We start from the raw sequence: 14,422 nt of genomic DNA on the forward strand, positions 1-14,422 counted from the left end.
TGTCTGAGTTTAGAATGTAATGTTAAAACCTCCCATAAAAACTCTCGGTTGTGGCATGGCATAAAAATCCACACCCTGCGTTGTAGCTGTACTTGCTGTAGAGTTTACCTCGGGATCCAATCCACTATAATTCGTGAATGTCAAAACATTTTGGCCGCTGAGATAGACTCTTGCCGATGTCATACCCAATTTTGAAGCAAGGCTCGCGGGAAGCGTATACCCTATGCTTATATTCTTAAGTCTTAAATAAGATCCATCTTCTACAAATCTCGAAGGTCTCAGGTTTGCCGCATAGTTTGCATTAGTCATTCGCGGAACCATAGTGACATCTCCTGGCTGTTGCCATCTATCCAATTGGCTTCCTAAGAAGTTTGTATTCCTTGTACCTCCATGTTCTTGGAAGAACCTATTCCAAAACAATTGGTCATTCCCATAAGAATATTGGAAAAATATCATTGCGTCGAAATTCTTATACCTAAAGGTATTGGTCAATCCACCAAAAAAGTCTGGCCAAGCATCTCCTACAATAAACCTATCAATATTTGGGTCAAAAGGTCTATTTGGATCTTTGGTATCCCAGATAGGATCGCCTGTTTCGGTATCCACACCTAGCTGCCTATGCATCCAGAATGAGTACATAGGAATACCTTCTTCCATCCGGATGATATCCCGATTGTAAACAGGAATAGACTGGGCTAGCGTTTTTATATTGTTTCTGTTTTGTGCAATGTTGAAATTTATGTCCCAAGTAAAATCCTGCTTCACGATTGGGCTTCCTGAAATAGAGAATTCAAACCCTTTATTTTCCATTTCTCCGAAGTTTTGGAAAATACTCTGAAAACCACTCGATCTTGGAATTGGGACAGCAAGCAATAAATCAGAGGTCTGCTTGTTGTAATAATCAAAAGTCATCATGACTCTTTCGTTGAACATCGCAACATCGACCCCTATGTTAAATTGTGCTGTGCGTTCCCATCTGAGGTCCGGATTGGCCAATTGTGAAGGCTCTGTACCTGGAGTGATGGCATAATTGGCTCCTCCTGCCCATAAGCCTCTGGACTGAAAGTCATTGATCCCATTTTGATTACCTGTCACACCATAGCTTGACCTTATTTTCAAGTCTGAAACAAATTTTCCTTTATTAAAAAAATCCTCCTCAGAAATTCTCCAGCCAACTGCAGCGGAAGGGAATGTACCCCATCTATTTGCCGCACCGAACCTTGAACTACCATCTCTTCTAAGATTCAATGTCAGTAGATATTTGTTTTGGAGTGAATAATTAATCCTACTGAAAACTGATGCAATCCCCCAGACCGAACCATCAGAGGAAGAGGTCTGTACAGCAGCTGATGCTATCCTCTTAAAATCGTTTGATGGAAACTGTTGTCCGGTTGCTGTTGTCCTTTCAAAAGTCGATTGCTGTAAAGTAGTCCCCAAAAGGACACTTAAACTATGCCCTGAACCGAAATTGGTTTGGTAATTCAAGACATTCTCTTGAATCCAGTTATCATTGACCGATACAATAGAGGATGCCTGGCCATTTACGGCAGCACCGGCATTGAGAAGGGTATTGATATAAGTATCTTCTTTTATATTATTATAATCTACACTGAAGTTACTTCGCAAAGTTAAGCCTGGGAAGAATTCATACTCTCCATAAACAGTCGCTAAAACCCTATTGGTAACCATGGTAATATCATTTTCATTGATTACCGCAATTGGGTTTTCAAAAATTGAAAATTTGGTATAACTGCCATCCGGCTGGAAAGGAGGGAGATTGGATGGGAAAAAGTGTGTTCCACCAAGTGCTCCGGCAATGTTATCGTCATTATTTACTCTATTTCTGACATTTCTAGAGTAAAGGATACTTGTTCCGATTTTCAATTTATCTGATACAAAAGCATCAAGATTAAGCCTCCCTGTTCTCCTTGCAAATGAAGATGGGGCAACTATACCATCTTGGTTGAAATCTGATGCGGAAGCCAAATACCTTACTTGATCATTGCCCCCCGTTACAGACACATCAAAGTTGGTGATTGGGGCATCCCTGAATACAAAATCTGAATAATTTGTACTGATAGCTTGAGCAGGGTTAGGATATATCGGTTGCCCTCCATTATTGACCGCTGCTTCATTACTCAGCATCTCGAAATCCCGACCATTTACTAGGTCAGGCTTTCTCCAAGCACTCTGCACACCGTGGTATGCACCTATGCTTACCCTTGCCTTCTGGCTTTTACCTCTTTTGGTAGTAATCAAAACTACTCCGTTGGCTGCTCTTGCTCCATATATTGCTGTTGCTGACGCATCTTTAAGAATCTCCATAGATTCAATATCTGCCGGATTGATATCTGCCATAGCATTGGCGGTACCTCCTCCAAGGCCAACTGCAGAGAGGTTTCCTGAAACAATAGGTATTCCATCTACAACATAAAGTGGGTCATTGTCAGCATTGATAGAAGTTGTACCCCTTACCCTTACAAACATCCCACCTCCGGGAGTTCCGGAATTTGCAGAAATCAAAACACCAGGTGCTCTTCCCTGCATCATCTGATCGGGACTTGGCATTGGTAAGTTCTCTATATCTTTTGCACTTACAGAAGAAATGGCAGAAGTCAGAGTCTTCCTATCCTGCTCTCCATAACCTACAATAATCACTTCACCCAATTGCTTCAGGTCTTCATTGAGAATCACATCAATGGAATTTTGATTCCCTACCAAAAGCTCTTGGGTAATGTATCCGATATAAGTGAAAATAAGTACGGCGTTACCATCTGGTACTTGAATGGAAAAGTCACCATCAATGTCGGTAACCGTACCAATATTGGTCCCTTTTATCTGAATATTTGCCCCCGGTATGGGCTGGTTGTCGGAACTCGAAATAACAGTTCCTGACACGCTTCTCTGCTGGGCTTGTAAAGCCCCGGTCAGAACAACCAAATATAATATGGCTGCGAGTAAAGGTTTCTTCATAGTTGTATTGGTTTTAGATTCTATGTAGAATTTAATTTATTTCAATTCCAAGAACCAATACAATCTAGGATGAGTGGTTATATAAGATTATTGAAAACCATAATTTTGCGAATAAGGAGAAACAGTATATTCAGAATTATTTATCTCAAAAAATAGCATTAAACCAAATATTAATGATCAAAAAAGACATGATAAGATAGTTTATATCTATACAAACCAAAATTTAAAAATAAGATAGAGTTAACTATCTTTAAAAATTAGACCCTAAAAAATTTTATTACAAAAGATAAAACTTAAAACATAATTGTTTGTGTTGGAGGTGTTTTTGGCCTTGGTTTCACAGCCCAAAAAAGAGACTTAAAATCAAAAAATAATTAGAGTTATCTCTGACAAACCAATTTTTAAAATTGTCACCAAAACAAAAAAAGTCTTCCTGTATAAGAAAGACTTTTTTTAAGATGCTTATTTGGATTAAGCTTCTGCAGGCACGATGCTTACATAAGACTTTCCGTCAAACTTCTTTTTAAATTGAACTTTACCATCAGCCAAAGCAAATAGAGTGTGGTCTTTTCCTACACCTACATTTTCACCAGCATGATGTTTCGTACCTCTTTGTCTTACGATGATGTTTCCAGCGATTACCGCCTCACCACCAAATTTCTTTACCCCGAGTCTCTTACTGTGGGATTCTCTACCGTTTTTGGAACTACCGACACCTTTCTTGTGAGCCATAATTTTATTTGTTTATGATTTCAGCAGAAATCTTATAGTGTAATGTTTTCTATCAAAATTTTGGTAAAATTCTGTCTGTGACCATTTTTCTTTTTATAGCCTTTTCTTCTTTTCTTCTTGAAGACTATAATTTTGTCACCTTTTACATGATCAAGGATTTTCCCTGATACCTTGGCTCCTTCGATAATTGGAGCCCCTATTGACACAGTACCGTTATCGTCAGCTAACAATACTTGGTCAAATTCCACGGAAGCGCCAGCTTCGCCCTGCATTAATGGTGCATAGACTTGCTGATCTTTTGTTACTTTGAACTGCTTTCCTGCGATGTTAACAATTGCGTACATATTAATTATATATTGCTTTAGGAAATTGAGGTGCAAATATAGGAAGCTTCAACACAATAAAAAAACTTCTCTTCAAAATATATCCCACAACCTCTTCGCCGCCAGTGAAAAATCTACTACACCGATTTCTCAAAGCTTGCCTGAGTTTACCAATTAAAGCCCTTATTATTCTCTTAATTTCTAACCTAAATTATAAGAATGGATTTTTGAGTCAAAAAACCCAAAAACGCATGATGAAACCATAAACAACTGATTTAATGAATTTTATATATATTAATTTCAAACAAATCTTTGGATTAAAATATTGACCGAGAGTCAAAAAACACCTTGAATTTCATCCTGAAAATCTTTTTACAATTATTTAAAAAAAGTTTCAGGGGCAATTATTAGCTCAGTTCTTTAATTTATAACTTTAATTAAAACAATTTAATTTATTGTTTTAAAGTTATTTATACAATTTTTGACTGAGGTTCAAAAAACTATTACTTTGGGAGGTTTTGTGGTTTTATTTTTGAAAATTGTTGATCATATTTGTTCAAAGGCTGTTCTAAAGACAGCCTTTTCTGTCCAGTCTGTGCAAGGAAAGATATCAGGCTTTAAAGGCTGAAAAAATTCTGAAACAAAAAAATTAAATGTAATGCAACAAGTAGAACCAATACTCCAGGAAAACAGTGGAAGATTCGTATTATTTCCAATCCAACATGATGACATCTGGCAATATTATAAAAAGGCAGAAGCCAGCTTCTGGACAGCTGAAGAAATCGACCTAAGCCAGGACCTGAAAGATTGGAAAAATCTCAATGACGGGGAGAGACATTTTATTTCTCATGTACTTGCATTTTTTGCTGCCAGTGACGGAATAGTCAATGAAAACCTTGCAGAACACTTTGTCTCTGAAGTACAATATACCGAAGCAAAGTTTTTCTATGGTTTCCAAATAGCCATGGAAAATATCCACTCTGAAACATACAGCCTCCTGATAGATACCTATATCAAGGATAATGTGGAAAGGGACAAACTATTGAATGCGATAGAACATATTGATTGTGTCAAGAAAAAAGCAGATTGGGCACTTAGGTGGATTGACAATGGTACATTCCAGGAAAGATTGATTGCCTTTGCCGCAGTAGAGGGGATATTTTTTTCCGGTTCTTTCTGCTCTATTTTCTGGTTAAAAAAGAGAGGGCTGATGCCGGGACTTACTTTCTCCAATGAATTGATTTCAAGAGATGAGGGGCTGCACTGTGACTTTGCCTGCCACTTGTACACCAAACACGTAAACAACACCCTTCCAAAGGAAACCGTTACCGAGATTATCAAAAACGCAGTAGAAATAGAGAAAGAATTCGTCACTGATGCATTGCCAGTAAAGCTCATCGGTATGAATTCTGATTTGATGTGCCAGTATATTGAATTTGTGGCTGACAGGCTTTTGGTTGAGCTTGGTTGTTCCAAAGTATGGAACAGTACAAATCCATTTGACTTTATGGATATGATTTCCCTTCAAGGAAAAACCAACTTCTTCGAGAAGAGAGTAGGCGATTACCAAAAAGCGGGAGTGATGAACAGCAAAGACAAATCAGACTCACCTAAATTCTCCATGGGAGAAGAATTCTAATAACCCATCCACCAACCCAAAACTTACAAAAGCATGCTAGTAATAAAAAGAGACGGACGAAGGGAATCGGTCAGGTTTGACAAGATTACCTCCAGAATTGAAAACCTCTGTTATAACCTTGATGGCAGATATATTCAACCTATTGAAGTCGCCAAAAAAGTAATCGACGGACTTTATGACGGGGTAACCACCTCCGAATTGGACAATCTTGCGGCTGAAGTTTGTGCTTCACTGACTGTCAAGCATCCGGATTATGCCATTCTCGCAGCTAGAATAGCAATCTCAAACCTGCATAAGACCACCAGTCAGTCTTTTTCAAATACAATGAAAAGACTTTACACCTACATCAATCCCAAAACTGGGGAAAATGCCGCTTTGATAGCACCTGATGTATATGGTATAGTAAAAAAGCATGCAGCTAGATTTGATGAGGCCATCGATTACACCCGTGATTTCGATTATGACTATTTCGGTTTCAAAACCCTGGAAAAAAGTTACCTCATCAAATTGGATGGAAAAGTAGTGGAAAGACCTCAGCATATGCTGATGAGAGTTGCAGTTGGTATTCACAAGGAAGACATTGAAGCTGCAATTGAAACTTACAACCTACTATCAGAAAAGTGGTTTACACATGCCACTCCTACCCTTTTCAATGCGGGTACACCTAAGCCTCAACTGTCTTCGTGCTTCTTGCTTGCAATGAAAGATGATAGCATTGATGGAATCTATGACACCCTGAAGCAATGCGCGAAAATTTCACAATCTGCAGGAGGTATCGGGCTTTCCATTCACAATGTAAGAGCCAAAGGAAGCTACATTAGAGGAACTAATGGCGTTTCTAATGGAATTGTCCCCATGCTTAGAAACTTCGACATGACTGCCAGATATGTAGATCAGGGGGGTGGGAAAAGAAAAGGCAGCTTCGCTATCTACCTTGAGCCTTGGCACGCTGACATAAAGGACTTTTTGGAACTAAAAAGAAACCACGGTAAAGAAGAAATGCGTGCCCGTGACTTGTTCTACGCCATGTGGATCCCTGATCTTTTCATGAAGCGTGTTGAACAAAATGAGGACTGGTCATTATTCTGCCCGAATGAAGCTCCTGGTCTTGGTGATTGTCACAGTGAAGAATTTGAAAAACTGTATGAAAAATATGAGAGAGAAGGAAGAGCGAGAGAAACTATAAAAGCGCAAGAGCTGTGGTTTGAAATTTTGGAATCACAGATTGAAACAGGAACTCCATACATGCTGTACAAAGATTCTGCAAACAAAAAATCTAATCAGCAAAATCTGGGGACCATTAAATCCTCCAACCTCTGCACAGAAATCATCGAGTATACTGCACCGGATGAGGTCGCTGTATGTAACCTTGCTTCTATTGCTTTGCCTAAGTTTGTAAAGACAGGTCCTGATGGAAAGAAGTTTTTTGATCATAAAAAGCTTTATGAAATCACTAAGGTAGCCACGAGAAACCTGAACAAAGTGATCGATGTCAACTACTATCCTGTTGAAGAAGCGAGAAGGTCTAATTTCAGACATCGCCCAATTGGACTAGGGGTTCAAGGCTTGGCCGATACCTTTATCAGTTTAAGGATGCCATTTGAATCAGAAGAAGCCAAAGGACTTAATGAGGATATTTTCGAAACCATTTACTTTGCCTCTGTAGAAACATCTATGGAACTGGCCAAAGTACAAGGAACATATGAGACTTATGAAGGTTCTCCCGCATCCAAAGGGCAGTTACAGTTCGACATGTGGGGTGTAACACCCAAGTCCGGTAGGTGGGAGTGGGATGGTCTCAAAGCACAAGTTAAAAAGTATGGTTTGAGAAACTCTTTGTTGGTAGCTCCAATGCCTACCGCTTCGACTTCGCAAATTCTGGGCAACAATGAGTGTTTTGAGCCTTATACCTCAAATATCTACACCAGAAGGACATTATCCGGTGAATTTATTGTAGTCAACAAGCACTTGATGAAAGATCTGATCCGTCTAGGATTATGGAATGACAACATGAAAAACAGGCTGATTGCTGCAAATGGATCTGTACAAGCTATCCCAAATATTCCACAAAACATCAAGGACATCTACAAAACTGTGTGGGAAATCTCTCAGAGAGTAGTTATTGATATGGCAGCAGATAGAGGTGCCTACATTTGCCAATCCCAAAGCATGAATGTATTCATGCAGGATCCTAACTTTGGTAAGTTAACTTCCATGCACTTCTATGCTTGGAAAAAAGGTTTGAAAACAGGTATGTACTACTTGAGATCACAAGCAGCCACAAGCGCAATCCAGTTTACAGTTGATAAATCAGCTTTGGAAGCAGATAAAATTACAGATGCTGCAGCAGCTCATGAGAGCAACAAGTCTCAAAAACAAGATGCCATTGCCTGTTCACTTGACGATCCTGAAGGATGCGAAATGTGCGGTAGCTAAGATAAATTTTAGAGTTCGTTTGATGGCAAAAAGCGTCTGATATTATCAGGCGCTTTTTTTATTTGGATCCTGCTAAAATCATATCAAAAAAAGAAGGCTAATAATAACCTCCTTTTTTTGTTCAATATAACATCCAATCTAAACCAGTTGTTCTTGTATCTTTTTAGCTTTTTTCAGCTACTTCCATAATTTTTTCCCAAACTCTAAAGAAGTTTTTGGAGCAGATTTTCTCGATGTCTTCCCTAGAGTAACCTAGCTTTAGCAATTCCTCGATAATATTTGGATACATGGAAGCATCTTTGAGGCCTTCAGGTAGGGTGTCTCCAACTCCATCAAAGTCAGAACCTAAGCCAACATAATCGATTCCAACAAGCTTTACAACGTGATCAATATGTTCTGCTACCTTAGATACATGTACACTTGGTTTTTTGTCAGCAGAATATTCTCTAATGTAGGCTTGCGCCTCAGGGTCTCTGTAGGTCAGGTTATTTTCCTCCAGCCAGCTAACGATATGGGCTCTGATTTCTGAATTGGCATCCGCATAAGCCTGATCTAGAAAACTACCTCCGAAGGTAATCATGACCAATCCTTCCTTCTCTGCTATTTTTTGGATGATTTCATCAGATACATTTCTTTCAAACCCAGGCGTAAATGATCTTACAGAGCTGTGAGTTGCCACTATCGGAGCCCCACTGATTTCGGCTACATCAAAAAATGTTTTGTCTGTAATGTGAGATACATCGATGATCATTCCGAGCCGGTTCATTTCCTTTACCACCTCTTTGCCAAATTCACTGAGTCCACCGTGGGTTTCTGAATCATCATAAGAGGAGTCTCCCACCAAGTTGTCTTTCCCATGAGTCAATGTCATATACCTGATGCCTTTATTGAAAAAATACTCCACATTAGCAATATCATCTTCAATTGCAGCTGCATTTTCTATACCCATAGGTAAGGATAATAAACCTTTTTCAAAATTATTTCTGATATCATCCGGAGAGTATGCCATGGCTATTTTGTCCGGCCATGTTGTAGCAAGTTTTTCCACCATCATGATCAAAGTATCTGCCAGCCCTTTGGATCCACCGGTCTCCTGATAAGAAGCAGGTATATATATAGCCATAAATGGTGCATCTACTCCTCCTTCCCTGGCTCGCACATAATCTATATTTCCTTCATCTTGCCTGTTAATAAAATCGTAGGCAGAATTGATATCTCCATTAGTTTGATTGTAGATCCTAAGTGGCAAATCCATATGCCCATCCACGATAATTGTATTCAACGCAATTTCCATTGCAAGTTCCTTTCTTTCTTCATCAGAAAGCGTAGAATAATCCCTTTCAGTATTTTCACTTCCTGGATTACATGCCCAAAAACAAAAGGCTAAGGCAGCCAAAATCATGTTATTCTTCATAATAGTAGTGTTGGTACAAACCATAAATTAAATTTTTCCTGTAATTTATTGATCATAAGATTTACGAACGGTTGATTGTTAGCTTAAAAGACAGAATTTTCCGCTTGTATAATTTGATTCTTATGACCACAACGAAATGGGATTTTTATTTAAATTGATCAATAACCAACCTACAATACAATGCGAAAATTTGCTTTTATTCTGATCATGATTACCTTTTATTCTTGTTCTCCAAATAAGAATACCAAAGTATCCATAACAGTTGAAGATGAATTAGGGAAAAAATTGAGTGATGGAAGGCTTTTACTTCTGCTTCACCACCAAGAAGGTACCGAACCCAGGTTTGCAGTTAGTGATGACGTGGGTTCTGCCCAAGTAGTGGGGATGGATTTCGAAAATTATCAGGAAGGAAATGGGTTTGAATTTGACGTAGAGGCTTTTGGTTATCCAATAGAAAACTTAAAAGACATCCCCCCAGGAGAATATTGGGCGCAAGCTTATATAGTGAAATATGAAACTTACAAGAGATCAGATGGTCATACAGTCAAGATGCCCATGGATCAATGGGAAGGAAGGCAGTGGAACAGAACTCCAGGAAACATTTTTAGCACACCTAAAAAAATCCAATGGAACGGAAGTGGAGCTATCAGTCTTCATATTGACCAAATCAACCCTCCTGTAGAAGAACCTGAGGATACCGAGTTTATCAAACATATCAAATTCAAATCAGAGTTACTGTCAGAGTTTTGGGGAAGAGATATTTACCTTGGAGCACATATCCTATTGCCCCGTGATTTTGATAAGAGAACAGAGGAACATTATCCGCTAATGATTTTTCATGGTCACTTTACTCCTGATTTTGGTGGATTCAGAACTACTCCTCCTGATGAAAATCTGGAAGAAGAATACAGCCCGCGTTTTGATATATATGGCTACAATAAAATCCAGCAACAAGAAGCCTATGATTTTTATCAAAAATGGGTTTCTCCTGATTTCCCGAAGTTTATTGCGGTTGAAATCCAACATGCCAATCCATTTTATGATGACAGCTATGCAGTAAATTCCGAAAATATCGGCCCGTATGGTGATGCCATTACCTATGAATTAATCCCTCATATCGAAAAAGAGTTTAGGGGAATTGGAGAGGGTTGGGCAAGGTTTACCTACGGAGGCTCCACTGGTGGTTGGGAAGCATTGGCTGTACAAGTCAAATATCCAGAAGAGTACAATGGCTGCTTTGCTGCATGCCCTGACCCCATAGATTTCAGGGCATATACTACAGTCAATATCTATGAAGATGAAAACGCCTACTTTTTAAAAGGTCCTTTCAGAACCACCGAGAGGGTTGGTAAAAGAAATTATTTAGGGCACGTATCAGCCATGCTCAAAGATATGAATTACAAAGAATTGGCACTTGGGGGAAATAAAAGCCTATCAGGTGATCAATGGGATATTTGGCAGGCTGTTTACTCGCCAATTGGTGCTGATGGCTATCCTAAACCAATATGGGATAAGTACAGTGGTGAAATTGATAAAGATGTTGCTGATCATTGGAAAGAAAATTATGACTTAAGGTATATCATGGAAAGAGACTGGTCCGACATTGGAAGCAAATTGGAAGGCAAAATCCACATCTATTGCGGAGACATGGACAATTATTACCTCAATAATGCCGTTTACCTGACTGAAGAATTTCTTGAAAATACTGATTCTCCGTACTATGGAGGAGAGGTTCTTTATGGAGATCGTGCCGAACACTGTTGGAATGGAGACCCTGATTTACCTAACTACATCACAAGGTTGAGATACCACACCATGTATTTGGATAGGATTGCTGAAAGACTAAAAAAGACAGCTCCTGCAGATTTCAACCATTCAAACTGGGTATTGATAAAGAAAAATTAAGATGGAAACCGTTTGCACAAATCAAGTTTCCCTGAACTATATCTGATAAATAGTCCTTACCTTTATACCAGAATTAACTGTGATCTAGCCAACAACAATCACCAGACTGGCAAACAGAAAACCTAAATATCATGAGTAAATCAGAAAATATTAATTACGAATTGGAAAAAAACATGGAAGTCATCAGCCAGCTTGATGGCTTTGTGACCCATGCTGTTGAAAATATACTCGTAGATCCTGATGAATGCTGGCAACCTACTGATTTTCTTCCCGACATGTCTAAGTCTGATGCTTTTGATGAAATCAAAAAGCTCCAAGAAAGATCTTCTGGGATTCCGGATACTGTCATCACCTCTTTGGTAGGGAATATGATTACAGAGGAAGCACTACCCAGCTACCAGACTTACTTCAACCTACTTGAGGGCATCAATGTAGAAGGAAATCTATTGAGTAACTCAGGATGGGTAAAATGGTCTAAAGCTTGGACAGCAGAAGAAAACAGACATGGAGACCTTCTGAACAAGTACCTTTATCTTTCAGGTAGATGTGATATGAAAAAAGTCGAACAGACCATTCACAGGTTGATTTACAATGGCTTTGACCCACGCTCAGAAAAAGATCCCTATCAGGCTATTATATACACATCATTCCAAGAAAGAGCAACTAAAATCTCCCATGTAAATACAGGAAAACTAGCGGATAAAGCTGGTGATGATGTGTTGTCAAGAATTTGCAAAACAATTGCCGGAGATGAAGCAAGACATGAAAAAGCATACAAAAGCTTTATGTCTCAAATCTTCGAAATAGACCCAAATGGTGCTGTTTTGGCTTTTGAAAAAATGATGAAGAAACAGATTGTGATGCCTGCAGTACTGATGGGCAAAGGAAGTAGTAACCCTTCTTTGTTCGACCAATTCTCTGCCATTACTCAAAAAATAGGTATCTACACAGGTTGGGATTATGCAAGAATTATAGATCACCTCGTCAAACTTTGGGATATTGAAAATCTTTCAGGTTTGGATGGCATAGCTGCAAAAGCACAAGATTACCTATCCAATCTTTCTGACAGATATATGCGACTAGCTGATCGAATGAAGGCTCCTGATGAGATTTCACTCGCTTGGTTAAAATAACACTTAAAGCCTGATCAAAACGATCAGGCTTTTTTATTACCCTTTTCCGAAATCCATAACATGTTCATTTATCAAATTCGAAAAGAATTGATCCGAAAGGGAACAATCACTGGTGATTTTTGATTGTATGTATATACATCGAAATTATGAAAACAATAAAAACAATACACCAGGCTTCTTATCACCCCATTGCGGATTTGATCACATACAATCCTCTGCCATCTCCCAAATTAAGGCAAATTGACCCATTTATTTTTTTAAACCATCACGGGCATCAGACGTATCCCAAAGACAACAATGGGCTTCCGTTTGGACCGCATCCTCACAGGGGAATGGAGACGGTTACTTTTATTCTTGAGGGTGACATCATGCACAAGGATTCCGGAGGTCATGAATCAGTGATCAATGCAGGTGGCATACAGTGGATGACTGCAGGAAGTGGCTTGATACATGCCGAAGTTTCATCTGAAAAATTTAAAAAAGAAGGTGGTGATCTTGAGATTTTGCAGCTTTGGCTCAACTTGCCTGCTAAGCTTAAGATGACCAAGCCGAGATACATCGGACTTCAAAAAGAGGAAATCACTTCTTTTGAATTGGATGAAGGAAAAATACATGTCCAATTGATTGCAGGAAAATGGGAAGGAAAAGAGGGCTCTTTTGAAACACTTTGGCCGATTTTTATGAGTACGCTTCATCTTCAAAAAGGTGCAAAATTGCAAAAGAATATTCCTGTAGATGAAAATGTGTTTTTTTATATTGTCAAAGGATCCGTAAAAATCCAGGGCGAAAATATTCCTTTTAGAAACCTTGTTGAATTTAACAATGACGGTGAGAAACTTCATGTTGAGGCCTCAGAAGATGCTGTAATCATCTTAGGCCATGCAAAGCCATTTAATGAACCCATGGTAGCCCAAGGTCCTTTTGTCATGAACACCCAGCAGGAAATTATGCAGGCTTATCAAGATTATCAGGATGGCAAATTCGGGTCTTGGAACTGATTCCTGTCCACTCTTGGATTACCAAAAAAAAGGCAGCTTCTTAAGGCTGCCTTTTTAGTTGCAGTCAATAATATCTTGGGATATCAACCTGTAAATTTCTGCCATTTGCTCATTATAGTTTAAAAATTGATGATGTAAATCCAAAGTGTTCAGATCTTCTCGGACCGCTGGTCCTGTTTGGGCGTTTCTAGCACCGAGTTCAAGGCTTTTACTGATTGTCTCAATAATCAAAGGTTTCAAAATTTCAAATTCCAACCCTTGTCTGGCCATGATATCCTCTGACAATCTCAGCATGTGATTGGAAAAATTACTTGCAAATACCGCAGCTACATGGAGTGCTAGCCGGTCTTTACTTTTAATTGTATATTGTAAATGAGAAAGGGTCTTTGCAAGCTTTTTTAATTTTTGAAGGGTGGCCTGATCCTCACTTTCGAGCAAAAAAGGTACTTCTTCAAAAGCTATATTTCTATCTTTGGAAAATGTCTGGAGCGGATAAAATATTCCAGTATAACTGGCAGAACTGTATCCTAATACATCCAGATGAACTGAGCCGGAGGTATGAACTAAAATACTCTCGTCAGGCAGAATAACTTCATCTGCAATATATCCAATAGCATCATCACTAACTGCCAGAATAAAAATTTCTGCTTTGGAGGCTGAAAAATCAAGATCCCTTTTGTCATCAGCTGTATACAGTCTGTTGGTGATAGATGCTACGGCCTTTGGACTCCTTCCGTATACCTCGGTAATGGTATGCCCGGCCTCTTCCAAAGCCGGTGCCAAATGCCAGGCTACATTGCCTGTTCCGATGATTGCAATTTTAAATTTCATTCAGGAAATATAAGTGATTTAACAGCAATAGGAAAAAG

At 39.0% G+C, this 14,422-nt stretch carries 10 protein-coding genes; 5 read left to right on the plus strand and 5 right to left on the minus strand.

The window, feature by feature from the left end; all coding sequences use genetic code 11:
• Positions 1-9: 9 nt before the first annotated feature.
• The 3 genes from A33Q_RS00860 to rplU form a co-directional block, all read right to left on the minus strand.
• On the minus strand, positions 10-2,973 hold the full coding sequence (locus A33Q_RS00860) for a SusC/RagA family TonB-linked outer membrane protein (protein ID WP_009035117.1): 2,964 nt from the start codon (positions 2,971-2,973) through the stop codon (positions 10-12).
• A gap of 471 nt (positions 2,974-3,444) precedes the next feature.
• Positions 3,445-3,705, minus strand: a complete 261-nt coding sequence (rpmA, locus tag A33Q_RS00865; RefSeq protein ID WP_009035118.1) for a 50S ribosomal protein L27 — start codon at positions 3,703-3,705, stop codon at positions 3,445-3,447.
• A gap of 32 nt (positions 3,706-3,737) precedes the next feature.
• A complete protein-coding gene (gene rplU / locus A33Q_RS00870) occupies positions 3,738-4,049 on the minus strand; it encodes a 50S ribosomal protein L21 (protein WP_009035119.1) in 312 nt (103 codons plus the stop codon).
• 637 nt (positions 4,050-4,686) lie between these two features.
• Here rplU and A33Q_RS00875 point away from each other — a divergent pair.
• Together A33Q_RS00875 and A33Q_RS00880 are read left to right on the plus strand one after the other, a co-directional pair.
• Entirely contained in the window at positions 4,687-5,667 is a 981-nt protein-coding gene (locus A33Q_RS00875; RefSeq protein ID WP_009035120.1) for a ribonucleoside-diphosphate reductase small subunit, read from the plus strand.
• A gap of 33 nt (positions 5,668-5,700) precedes the next feature.
• Positions 5,701-8,103, plus strand: coding sequence for a ribonucleoside-diphosphate reductase subunit alpha (locus A33Q_RS00880; protein ID WP_009035121.1), 2,403 nt, complete (start codon positions 5,701-5,703; stop codon positions 8,101-8,103).
• A 163-nt stretch (positions 8,104-8,266) separates the two neighbouring features.
• Here the strand turns inward: A33Q_RS00880 and A33Q_RS00885 are convergent, their stop codons facing one another.
• Positions 8,267-9,517: a dipeptidase gene (locus tag A33Q_RS00885; RefSeq protein WP_051394796.1), complete on the minus strand. Its 1,251-nt coding sequence runs from the start codon at positions 9,515-9,517 to the stop codon at positions 8,267-8,269.
• 180 nt (positions 9,518-9,697) lie between these two features.
• Between A33Q_RS00885 and A33Q_RS00890 the strand changes: the two genes are divergently transcribed.
• The 3 genes from A33Q_RS00890 (at position 9,698) to A33Q_RS00900 (ending at position 13,553) form a co-directional block, all read left to right on the plus strand.
• On the plus strand, positions 9,698-11,422 hold the full coding sequence (locus A33Q_RS00890; protein WP_009035123.1) for a hypothetical protein: 1,725 nt from the start codon (positions 9,698-9,700) through the stop codon (positions 11,420-11,422).
• A gap of 131 nt (positions 11,423-11,553) precedes the next feature.
• Complete coding sequence (locus tag A33Q_RS00895) at positions 11,554-12,555, plus strand: acyl-ACP desaturase (protein ID WP_009035124.1); 1,002 nt, start codon at positions 11,554-11,556, stop codon at positions 12,553-12,555.
• Between the two features lie 146 nt (positions 12,556-12,701).
• The gene (locus A33Q_RS00900) at positions 12,702-13,553 is read left to right on the plus strand and encodes a pirin family protein (RefSeq protein ID WP_009035125.1); all 852 of its coding nucleotides are present in this window, start codon (positions 12,702-12,704) and stop codon (positions 13,551-13,553) included.
• Between the two features lie 54 nt (positions 13,554-13,607).
• Here A33Q_RS00900 and A33Q_RS00905 read toward each other — a convergent pair whose 3' ends face one another.
• Positions 13,608-14,384, minus strand: coding sequence for a Rossmann-like and DUF2520 domain-containing protein (locus tag A33Q_RS00905; protein ID WP_009035126.1), 777 nt, complete (start codon positions 14,382-14,384; stop codon positions 13,608-13,610).
• Positions 14,385-14,422 lie beyond the last annotated feature (38 nt).

The organism is Indibacter alkaliphilus LW1 (assembly GCF_000295935.2).
Classification (GTDB): domain Bacteria; phylum Bacteroidota; class Bacteroidia; order Cytophagales; family Cyclobacteriaceae; genus Indibacter; species Indibacter alkaliphilus.

Bases quoted from the DNA above. Each gene is read 5' to 3' on its own strand.
- A33Q_RS00860 (WP_009035117.1), bottom strand. From the start codon at position 2,973: ATGAAGAAACCTTTACTCGCAGCCATATTATATTTGGTTGTTCTGACC.
- rpmA (WP_009035118.1), bottom strand. From the start codon at position 3,705: ATGGCTCACAAGAAAGGTGTCGGTAGTTCCAAAAACGGTAGAGAATCC.
- rplU (WP_009035119.1), bottom strand. From the start codon at position 4,049: ATGTACGCAATTGTTAACATCGCAGGAAAGCAGTTCAAAGTAACAAAA.
- A33Q_RS00875 (WP_009035120.1), top strand. From the start codon at position 4,687: ATGCAACAAGTAGAACCAATACTCCAGGAAAACAGTGGAAGATTCGTA.
- A33Q_RS00880 (WP_009035121.1), top strand. From the start codon at position 5,701: ATGCTAGTAATAAAAAGAGACGGACGAAGGGAATCGGTCAGGTTTGAC.
- A33Q_RS00885 (WP_051394796.1), bottom strand. From the start codon at position 9,517: ATGAAGAATAACATGATTTTGGCTGCCTTAGCCTTTTGTTTTTGGGCA.
- A33Q_RS00890 (WP_009035123.1), top strand. From the start codon at position 9,698: ATGCGAAAATTTGCTTTTATTCTGATCATGATTACCTTTTATTCTTGT.
- A33Q_RS00895 (WP_009035124.1), top strand. From the start codon at position 11,554: ATGAGTAAATCAGAAAATATTAATTACGAATTGGAAAAAAACATGGAA.
- A33Q_RS00900 (WP_009035125.1), top strand. From the start codon at position 12,702: ATGAAAACAATAAAAACAATACACCAGGCTTCTTATCACCCCATTGCG.
- A33Q_RS00905 (WP_009035126.1), bottom strand. From the start codon at position 14,384: ATGAAATTTAAAATTGCAATCATCGGAACAGGCAATGTAGCCTGGCAT.